This window comes from Roseiflexus sp. (assembly GCF_057785375.1).
The window spans coordinates 44,187-52,950 of sequence record NZ_JBYNRX010000056.1; the positions used below are offsets into that span (position 1 = coordinate 44,187).

Annotated in this window: 9 protein-coding genes; 5 read left to right on the plus strand and 4 right to left on the minus strand. The window is 61.0% G+C overall.

Translation table 11 applies throughout. From position 1 onward, the window contains the following. The 3 genes from AC3EA7_RS09845 to AC3EA7_RS09855 form a co-directional block, all read right to left on the minus strand. A complete protein-coding gene (locus tag AC3EA7_RS09845; RefSeq protein WP_488613875.1) occupies nucleotides 1–1,077 on the minus strand; it encodes a hydrogenase large subunit in 1,077 nt (358 codons plus the stop codon). Between the two features lie 116 nt (nucleotides 1,078–1,193). Next, entirely contained in the window at nucleotides 1,194–1,574 is a 381-nt protein-coding gene (locus AC3EA7_RS09850) for a PPOX class F420-dependent oxidoreductase (RefSeq protein WP_488613876.1), read from the minus strand. 143 nt (nucleotides 1,575–1,717) lie between these two features. Further along, nucleotides 1,718–3,334, minus strand: a complete 1,617-nt coding sequence (locus AC3EA7_RS09855) for an ATP-binding protein (RefSeq protein ID WP_488613877.1) — start codon at nucleotides 3,332–3,334, stop codon at nucleotides 1,718–1,720. A gap of 126 nt (nucleotides 3,335–3,460) precedes the next feature. Between AC3EA7_RS09855 and AC3EA7_RS09860 the strand changes: the two genes are divergently transcribed. From AC3EA7_RS09860 to AC3EA7_RS09875, 4 genes are all read left to right on the plus strand, one after another. Then, a complete protein-coding gene (locus tag AC3EA7_RS09860; protein ID WP_488613883.1) occupies nucleotides 3,461–3,667 on the plus strand; it encodes a hypothetical protein in 207 nt (68 codons plus the stop codon). Between the two features lie 473 nt (nucleotides 3,668–4,140). Then, nucleotides 4,141–4,998, plus strand: a complete 858-nt coding sequence (locus tag AC3EA7_RS09865) for a methyltransferase domain-containing protein (protein WP_488613878.1) — start codon at nucleotides 4,141–4,143, stop codon at nucleotides 4,996–4,998. Nucleotides 4,999–5,014: 16 nt separating this feature from the next. Next, nucleotides 5,015–6,721, plus strand: a complete 1,707-nt coding sequence (locus AC3EA7_RS09870; RefSeq protein ID WP_488613879.1) for a glycosyltransferase family 4 protein — start codon at nucleotides 5,015–5,017, stop codon at nucleotides 6,719–6,721. Further along, a complete protein-coding gene (locus tag AC3EA7_RS09875; RefSeq protein ID WP_488613880.1) occupies nucleotides 6,714–7,760 on the plus strand; it encodes a glycosyltransferase family 2 protein in 1,047 nt (348 codons plus the stop codon). The genes AC3EA7_RS09870 and AC3EA7_RS09875 overlap by 8 nt, the downstream gene beginning before the upstream one ends. Here AC3EA7_RS09875 and AC3EA7_RS09880 read toward each other — a convergent pair. Next, nucleotides 7,741–8,229: a metallophosphoesterase family protein gene (locus AC3EA7_RS09880; protein ID WP_488613881.1), complete on the minus strand. Its 489-nt coding sequence runs from the start codon at nucleotides 8,227–8,229 to the stop codon at nucleotides 7,741–7,743. The genes AC3EA7_RS09875 and AC3EA7_RS09880 overlap by 20 nt on opposite strands. A 69-nt stretch (nucleotides 8,230–8,298) precedes the next feature. Here AC3EA7_RS09880 and AC3EA7_RS09885 point away from each other — a divergent pair, with 69 nt between their 5' ends. Then, nucleotides 8,299–8,421, plus strand: coding sequence for a hypothetical protein (locus AC3EA7_RS09885; RefSeq protein ID WP_488613882.1), 123 nt, complete (start codon nucleotides 8,299–8,301; stop codon nucleotides 8,419–8,421). Nucleotides 8,422–8,764 lie beyond the last annotated feature (343 nt).

Here is an 8,764-nt window from a genome sequence, read left to right on the forward strand (position 1 = left end):
TTATTGTTCGGCACAGGCGACACAGACGGCGACCGACGCAAGTATCGCCATCACATCGTCCAGTTGCGCCCGGCTCAGCAGCGTGCGCGCCAGCAGTCGATCACACTGACGCGGCGTATCGATCTGGACGCGAGTCAACCGCAAGCCATCACTTTCGATCATATAGCGAATCGCTCCCCTTGGACCCTCGACCGCCGCAGATGCCTGACCACGCGGTATGTCGTCTGGCAGTTCCACAACCGGGTCTTCTTCAGGAAGACGTTGTAACGCGGCTTCAACAAGTTTCACACTTTCATACGCTTCAAGCAGGAATACCAGCAATCGAGCGTACACATCGCCGCCTTCCTGCACCATCGGCTTGAAATCGAGCACGGCGTATGATGCATACAGCTGATCTGCGCGGACATCTCGACGGATGCCGGAAGCGCGCGCCATTGGACCGCGCACGCCAAACTGCTCCGCTGCTGTGCGTGGCAATGTGCCAACCTCACTTGTACGCGCCAACAGGAGGCGCTGATCGATCAGGCGATCAACGAAGCGATAGAGATCGGCGCTTATGCCTGGGAGCATCGTCAGCAGGTCGTTCCGTTCGCCCGCCGGCAGATCGCGCAGCAACCCGCCTGGCGCACAGACCGGCGGGGGAATGCGCCCTCCGGTCACCTGCGCCAGCATGTCGCGGAATTGCCGTGAGAGGGTTTCGAGGTGCGCGCCGTGCTGATCCATGCCGATCGCGCGCAGCACAGCGCCAGCAGCGCGCAGGTGCGAGGCGGCGCGTTCCAGTTCAGCAGCCGTCACCCGGATCAGCGCGGCGCGCGCACCGGCAGTGCGCTCGTACAGACGCTCCAACGCCTGACAGAACGCCAGCGAGTGGGCAAAAGAACACTCACCGCAGATCCGTGCGACCAGGTGCAGGGCATCGGGCAACGCCAGCCGTGGGAGACGTTCCGCGCAACGACGCTCGTTGAATCCGCTCTGGTATTCGACATCGACCACACGATCACTGGCGATGCGCAGAATGAAGCGCTGCGGACCGAGCCACGCAGGGTGAAAAGGACCCAATGCTAGAGCGTATGACACGCCTGTGCTCTCTTCGTCATATGCATCGAGCGTGCATTATACCATGCAACACGATGAGGGCGCAGCATTGCTGCACCCCCCATCGTGTCGCCCAAATGAACAGTAAGGAAATTACCTTACGACACCGGTGTGATTTCGAGAAAGACGGGCGTCTGGCGTTGAAGTTTCCAGAAACCGGCGAACATCCAGTACATCACGCCGTATTTCTTCGCCAGCGCCCGATGCGCGGCTTCCTGCGCAGACGAATCGAGGATCCGTGCGTGCGCTTTGACCGTTTCGCCAAGCGGCTTCCCGCGAGCATCACTCGGCGTTAGTTGCACTCGTGGGTTTGCACGAATGCGCTTTACCTTGCCCGACGTGGCAAATGTCACCACATAGATCTGGTCGCCTTCCTGCGCAAACCAGACGGGGGTCGGCACTGGCTGACCACTTTTGCGAAAGGTGGTCAGGTTCATATACTTATGACCGGCCAGCGGGGCGAATGGAACAGCTGTCATTGCCTGCGCTCCTCTCTCCACAATTCTTTGCAACTCATAGAACCAGTACGTTGCAACTACGACCATGGTTCATAAACACACAGCGACGTATCCAGAGATGGATGCGTCGCTGTATGATACAACGTAGCGAACTGATGCGCGCACTAGAGATCGAGACGCACTTTTGCGCCAAAGTTCTTCTTCTCCTTGCTGGGGAAATACGAAAGGCATGCTGCGTCTAGCAGATCCGCCGTCAGGAGCGGCGTTTCCATATTATACCGCGCAATCGAGATCAACTGGTCGAGAATGTCGCGTGGCTGGCACATGCGAAATGGGCGGCCCTCGGCGCGAAACCACTTTGCGACCAGGTAATCGATGCTGCGATCATCATACGGCACCTTCCGCACCTTGCACATGATCTTCCAGATCTCACGCCATTGCTCTTCGGTGGGGTCGATGATCTCGATCTTGAACTTGATGCGACGCAGCAGGGCATCATCGCCAAGGTCTTTAGGGTCGAGGTTGGTACTGAACATGATCAATTGATCGAAGGGGATCTGAATTTTCTGCCCTGTGACGGTGTTCAGGTAGTCATAGCGCTTCTCGAGCGGCACAATCCAGCGGTTAAGCAGATCGAACACGCGCACCTGCTGGCGTCCGAAGTCGTCGATCAGGAAAATTCCGCAATTCGCCTTCATCTGGAAGGGCGCTTCATAGATTTTCGACGTTTCGTTGTAGATCAGGTTCAACTGTTCGAGGGTCAACTCGCCGCCGACAATGACCACCGGACGACAGATGCGCACCCAGCGCCGGTCGTACTCGATCTCCTCGTCCCACGGGCGGCGCGGCGGCTCATGAATGACGGCGTCGTAGAACTTGATGATCGCGCCGTCGGCATACACTGTGTAGGGTATGAAAATGTCATCGCCCATCAGGTGCGTGATCCGTTCGGCAATCGTCGTTTTGCCGTTGCCCGGGTAACCGAACAGCATCACCGATGAAGCCGAGTTGACCGCCGGACCGACCATATTGAGAATGGATTCATCCATCACCAGACCCTCGAAGGCATCGCGGATGTTGCGTCGGGTCACTTTCACGTGGCGCACCGTCTGCGCTTTGACCGAAGCGATCCAGTCGTCCAGGATGACCGGACAGGGACCGACGTACTGTGTTTTATCCAATGCCGCCTGCGCCGCTTCGTGCCCGCGAATCGTCAGCACATACTCGTAATTGATGTCGCCGTACCCGCGTTGACCAATGATGTCGATCTGCTCGACGTTGCGCAGGTCGGTGATGATCGGTTCGATGATCTGGTAGAGCACTCCCATTGTTGCCGCAATTTCGCGCCCGGTTGCGCGCCCTTTGTTGTAGAGAATGCGCAGGAAATGTTCCGTCAGAAACGTGCGGTTGAGACCCGTCTCTTCAATGGTTTGCGGCACCTTCGGCACGAATGAATTGTCGAGTTGCGGTCGCGCTTCCTCATCGCTCGGCGGCGGATCGCCGAGCAATCGCAGCGCCTGCACATTCTCGCCGCGCGCCCGCGCCGCACTGATCAACCGTTCCAGGTCCGAGACGTGCATCTGGAGATGGAGCATAGCGTCGGCATCGTTCTTCGCCTGCGCTTCTTTCATACAGGCGTAGACGGCGCGCGCCACCGTGTATTTGACGCCGTCGATGTACAGATGGTGGCAGTACTCGTTGTTCCGCACATAGCAATCACGCGGATGGTACTGCTGTTTCAGCATTTCGTCGTAGGAACGCTGGTCTAGGAGATAGCGCATACCTTCCTCTCATACTATGGCGCCGGAAATGCCCAGGCGCCCGGCGCATCAATCCGCTCAACAACGCCTCAAGTGTACACGATGTCCATAACTGTTTCCTAACCAGTGTCGTGAGAGAACTGAGAACTGAGAACTGAGAACCAAGAACTGAGAACTGAGAACCAAGAACTGAGAACTGAGAACCAAGAACTGAGAACTGAGAACCAAGAACTGAGAACTGAGAACCAAGAACTGAGAACTGAAAACCAAGAACTGAGAACTGAGAACCAAGAACTGAGAACTGAGAACCAAGAACTGAGAACTGAAAACCAAGAACTGAGAACTGAGAACTGATACTAATGTGCGACATTCGTACAACACTGCCGGAACGCTGCGGGCGAAAGCCCTCGCTGAGGACGCGGTTCGACGGCGCTCACCGCAAGTGAAAGCCCCGCCGGGACTGCTGATGCCAGGGCGCGGTCAGCGTCCACGACTGCCGGCGCCCGTTGTGGATCGTTACGCCGTGCGAACCGGGCGCGCGACCATCGTGTCTGACGGAACGCCGCCTGGTATGAGCAAAGAATCCGGCATCGCCCGGTCTAGCCCGCGCAGGCGGGCCTGGCAATCGTAGCCCGCAGCTTCAGCCGTCGGGCCGGGGAGACGGAGAGCAGTATTGTCCAGATGACCGTGCATCGGCACGAGAACCGAGAACCGGAGATGCAGCGGGTTCATGGCAGCATGCCCTGCAATTTATGATACAATGCCGGGCGCTGCATGTCATGCGCTACGATAAGAATCGGTTGGGTTAGAATAGGAATAATGCACCCGTGGCGAGTTCCGGCGAATTATTCGATGCCTGGTATTATCAGACAGGTTGTGGTTCGCCGTATCAGCGCAACGATCACTGGCTCGACATTTTCGGTGCGCTCGCCGATCGGATTATCGCTGAGATCGCCCCGCGTTCAGTAATGGACGCCGGTTGCGCACTTGGTATGCTCGTCGAACAGTTGCGCGCCCGCGGCGTCGATGCCGACGGTGTCGATATTTCCGAATATGCTATTGCTCAAGTGGACGAGTCGGTACGTCCATATGTGCGGGTTGGTTCAATCACCGAGCCGTTCGGTCGCCGCTACGATCTGATCGTCTGCATCGAGGTGCTGGAACATATACCGCGCGCCGATGCGGAAGCGGCTATCGCCAATATGTGCGCCTGGAGCGACGATATTCTCTTCTCATCATCGCCGAACGACCATAAAGAAGCAACGCACCTCAACGTCAATCCGCCGGAGTACTGGGCTGAACGGTTTGCGCGCCACGGCTTCTTCCGCGACGTCGATTTCGATGCTTCGTTCATTACGCCCTGGGCAGTGCGCTTCCGGCGTCGCGAAGAGCCGATTCACCGGATTGTGCACGAGTATGAGCGTCGCTTCCAGGAGCTCTGGGACGCCAACCGGCAACTTCGGGAACTGGCGCTGGATCAGCGCAATCATCTGGCGCAGGCGGTCGCTCTGCGCGAGGAAGCCGAACGCCTTGCTGCAGAGCGCCGCGCCTACGCTTTGCGCCTCGAAGCCGAGATTGCCAGAAAAAATGCGCACATCCTGGCTCTCGAACACCTGATCCAACGTCTCGAGAACGGGCGCGTGATGCGCCTTGCGCGCCTGCTGGCCGGCAGGCGCCGGCGGTGAGGCCCGCTCAAAACGTATGCGTCTGTTGATCATCAGCCATGATGTGGTGGGCCAGCGCATGGCCGGTCCAGGCATCCGCGCCTGGGAACTGGCGCGGGTGTTGTCACTCCACGCAGAAGTGACCCTGGCAGCGCCGCAACCCATCGATCTGGTTGCGCCGGGGGTGCACACCGGTCACTTTGCCATGGGCGACCGCGCCTCGCTGGCAGAGTATCTGCGCCAGGCGGATGTCATTCTGGCGAATGGGTTTCTGCTCGAGTCGCACCCGGAACTGGCCGATGTACGGCAACCCTTGATTCTGGATATGTACGACCCGACGTTGCTGGAGAACATAGAACTGTTCCGCAACGCATCACTCCCGGAACGCCAGGATCGCACCCGCCGCGACATCGATCTGCTTAACCGGCAACTCGCCGCTGGCGACCTGTTTCTCTGCGCCACCGAACGCCAGCGCGATCTGTACCTCGGCGCGCTTATGTCCGCTGGTCGCATTACTCCCGAACAGATCGACGCCGACCCGATACTGCGCAGTCTGGTCGCGGTTGTGCCGTTTGGGTTGCCCGACAGCCCGCCGGTGCGCACCGGTCCTGGCATACGGGGCGTCATTTCCGGCATTGGCGAGACCGATCCTGTCATCCTCTGGAACAGCGGCTTGTGGGACTGGCTGGACCCACTGACGCTCATTCGCGCGATGACGCGGGTCATCACAGCCGTTCCCAATGCACGCCTGGTCTTCATGGCGGGCAGACATCCCGGTGGTGCGGCGCCGATGCGCATGCCCGACGCAGCCCGCGCCCTAGCGTCCGAACTGGATTTGCTCAATCGCCATGTTTTCTTCTACGAGGCGTGGGTTCCATACGCCGACCGCGCCAATATTCTTCTCGATGCGACCATCACGGTGTCGCTCCACCGCCAGCACCTCGAAATGGCGTATGCCGCCATTCGTTCGCGGGTGCTCGATTACCTGTGGGCTGGTCTGCCAGCCGTGCTCAGCGACGGCGACCCCGCGGCTGCGCTGGCGCGAGAGCATGGGTTTGCGCTGGCGACCCCGCCGGAAGACCAGGAAGCAGTCGCGCACGCGCTCATCACCCTGCTGACTGATGAGGCGAAGCGTCATGAGTTTGCCGCGCGGGCGCGCGCCCTGGCGCCGCAGTATACCTGGACGGCGGTCGCGCAACCGGTTGTTGCATTTCTCGCTTCCGCATTAACATTCAGAAGGAACGTTGCGAATCGACGCGCAGCCATCGACGCTGCGCACCTGACCCAGGCGGCATCGCAGACGGATCGGCGCCAGACGCTTCAGGCGCAGCGCAACCGCGCACTGCAGGCGCTCGAAGCAACCTGGCGGCTTGATCGGTTGACCCCTCCGGCACAGGGATTTCCGGGAACAGTGCGAAACTTCGTCCTGGATCGGATTGTCTGGCCCCTGATCGCACCGCTGATCGCTCGCCAGCGCGATCACAACGCTGCCGTCATCCGCGCCGCCTATACGATCGCAGAATATCAGGACCATCTCGCGAGCGACATTACCCGCCTGATTACTGCCGTTCGCCTGCTTTCCCATCAGACGCGCGACATCACCGGGCATGTCGCCGAACTGCACGAAGCAGACCAGAACCTGCGCGCGGCGCTCTACGGCGATCCGCCGCCAGCGCCGCCGCGCACCATTCCGCCAACGGCGGACATCGATACGCTCACGCCGGCGGAGCGACGCGATGAGTAGCGCAGTTCTCGTACTCACCTGGAACGGCGGCGCCGAGGCGATCGCCTGCCTGCAACAGGTGCGCCAACTCGACCCGGCGCCGGACATCGTCGTGGTGGTGGACAACGACTCGCGTGACGGGACGCCGGAGCAGATCGCCGCACTTTTTCCCACATTCGTGTTGATCAGAAATCCAGACAACCTGGGGTATTCCGGCGGGATGAATGTCGGGATCCGCGCATTACTGGGGCGGAAATCACCGCCAGAGACGATTGTTCTGCTCAATCAGGATACCCTGGCGGATCGGGGATGGCTTGGCGCTATCACTGCACCCTTTGCCGACCCTGAGGTTGGCGCGGTGGGATGCAAGATCCGCTATCCTGACGGAACGATCCAGCACGCTGGTCTCACCCTCGACTGGCCCCTGGCGCTCTCCCGCCATATCGGGAGATACGAACCGGATCGCGGGCAGTACGATACGCCGCACGATGTCGAGTTCGTGACGTTTGCCGCTGTCGCTCTGCGACGCCAGGCGCTGGAACGCATCGGACTGTTCGATGAGGGGTATCGCCCCGCCTACTTCGAGGATGTCGATCTCTGCGTGCGTCTACGGCGCGCTGGCTATCGCATTCGCTACGAGCCGCGCGCAACCCTGGTGCATCGAGAAGCTACGTCGCAGCGGGATTGCCTGGCGCACAGCGCCGTCGTTCACCGTGGCCGCTTGCGCTTCGTGTTGAAAACGTATCCATTCGAAGCGATCACTGGCGCATTCGCCGAGGCGGAGCGAGTCTTCCTTGTTCAGCACAGCCATCCGCCCGAATGTCGCGCCCTGCGCTGGGCATACGACCGAACGCTGACGGAACTGCCGGACATTCTCCACGCCCGGCGCGAACTCGACCCTGCTCTCTCTTCAGACGCCCTGATGACATTGCGCGCACTGTTTCTCGATCTCCAGCGCGCCTTGAACTGGAGTGAGCGCCAACGCCTGACAATGCGCGCAGACGACATCGACCGCATGGCGGATGCACTGTTCGCCGCAGCTACAGATCATGCCGCTTGACCTCCCCGGTTTCGCTATCGTACAGGGCGCAGGTGGCGGCGCCGTAGAGTTCGCCCATTACCTCGCCGGGGTTGACGAGCGTCACGGCGCCGCGCTGCACGACGGTGTACTGATGATTGTGCCCGCAGCAGACCAGACCGTAGCGCCCGCCTTCGAGCAACGGCATGGCAATTTCCGGGTAGTGCGTCACGGCAGCCCGCAACCCACCAAGATCGAGTTCGGCAAAGGCGCCGTGCAGTGTGATTGCCGGAAACCGCGCTGCGGTCGTCGTCAGGCGGAACAGATCACCATCGTTGTTGCCGAACACGATGTGGATCGGACCGGCGAATCCCTCGCCTAACTGCCGCATGATGAACGGCGAGCAGAGATCGCCGCAACAGATCAGCGTATCGGCGCCGCGCACACGCTCGAGAGCCGTCGCCAGGCGTGAAATGTGGTCGTGAATGTCTGACATAATAGCAATTCGCATATGTTCTCCTCTCCGTTGCACAGGATGCACGCCTATTATACAGGAGGGGGTTGACGTGCATGCGCGGACGTGAACGCCCGAAGCCCTGCGGTCGCAGGGCTGCCTGCAGCGGAGAGCGCAGCGGCACATCCAGCCATCCCGCCGATCCAGGGCGGCACAACCGCGTCGGGCGAGCGCGAGGCGGTCATCTGAGGCGTGAGGCGTGAGGCGTGAGGCGTGAGGCGTGAGGCGCGAGGCGTGAGGCGCGAGGCGCGAGGCGCGAGGCGTGAGGCGTGAGGCGTGAGGCGAGAGGCGCGAGGCGCGAGGCGCGAGGCGAGAGGCGTGAGGCGAGAGGCGAGAGGCGCGAGGCGGGAGGCGAGAGGCGTGAGGCGAGAGGCGCGAGGCGGGAGGCGCGAGGCGAGAGGCGCGAGGCGTGAGGCGCGAGGCGTGAGGCGAGAGGCGCGAGGCGCGAGGCGCGAGGCGTGAGGCGCGAGGCGTGAGGCGCGAGGCGTGAGGCGTGAGGCGCGAGGCGTGAGGCGCGAGGCGTGAGGCGTGA

Bases quoted from the DNA above. Each gene is read 5' to 3' on its own strand.
- AC3EA7_RS09850 (WP_488613876.1), bottom strand. From the start codon at position 1,574: ATGACAGCTGTTCCATTCGCCCCGCTGGCCGGTCATAAGTATATGAAC.
- AC3EA7_RS09875 (WP_488613880.1), top strand. From the start codon at position 6,714: ATGAGTAGCGCAGTTCTCGTACTCACCTGGAACGGCGGCGCCGAGGCG.
- AC3EA7_RS09880 (WP_488613881.1), bottom strand. From the start codon at position 8,229: ATGCGAATTGCTATTATGTCAGACATTCACGACCACATTTCACGCCTG.
- AC3EA7_RS09870 (WP_488613879.1), top strand. From the start codon at position 5,015: ATGCGTCTGTTGATCATCAGCCATGATGTGGTGGGCCAGCGCATGGCC.
- AC3EA7_RS09855 (WP_488613877.1), bottom strand. From the start codon at position 3,334: ATGCGCTATCTCCTAGACCAGCGTTCCTACGACGAAATGCTGAAACAG.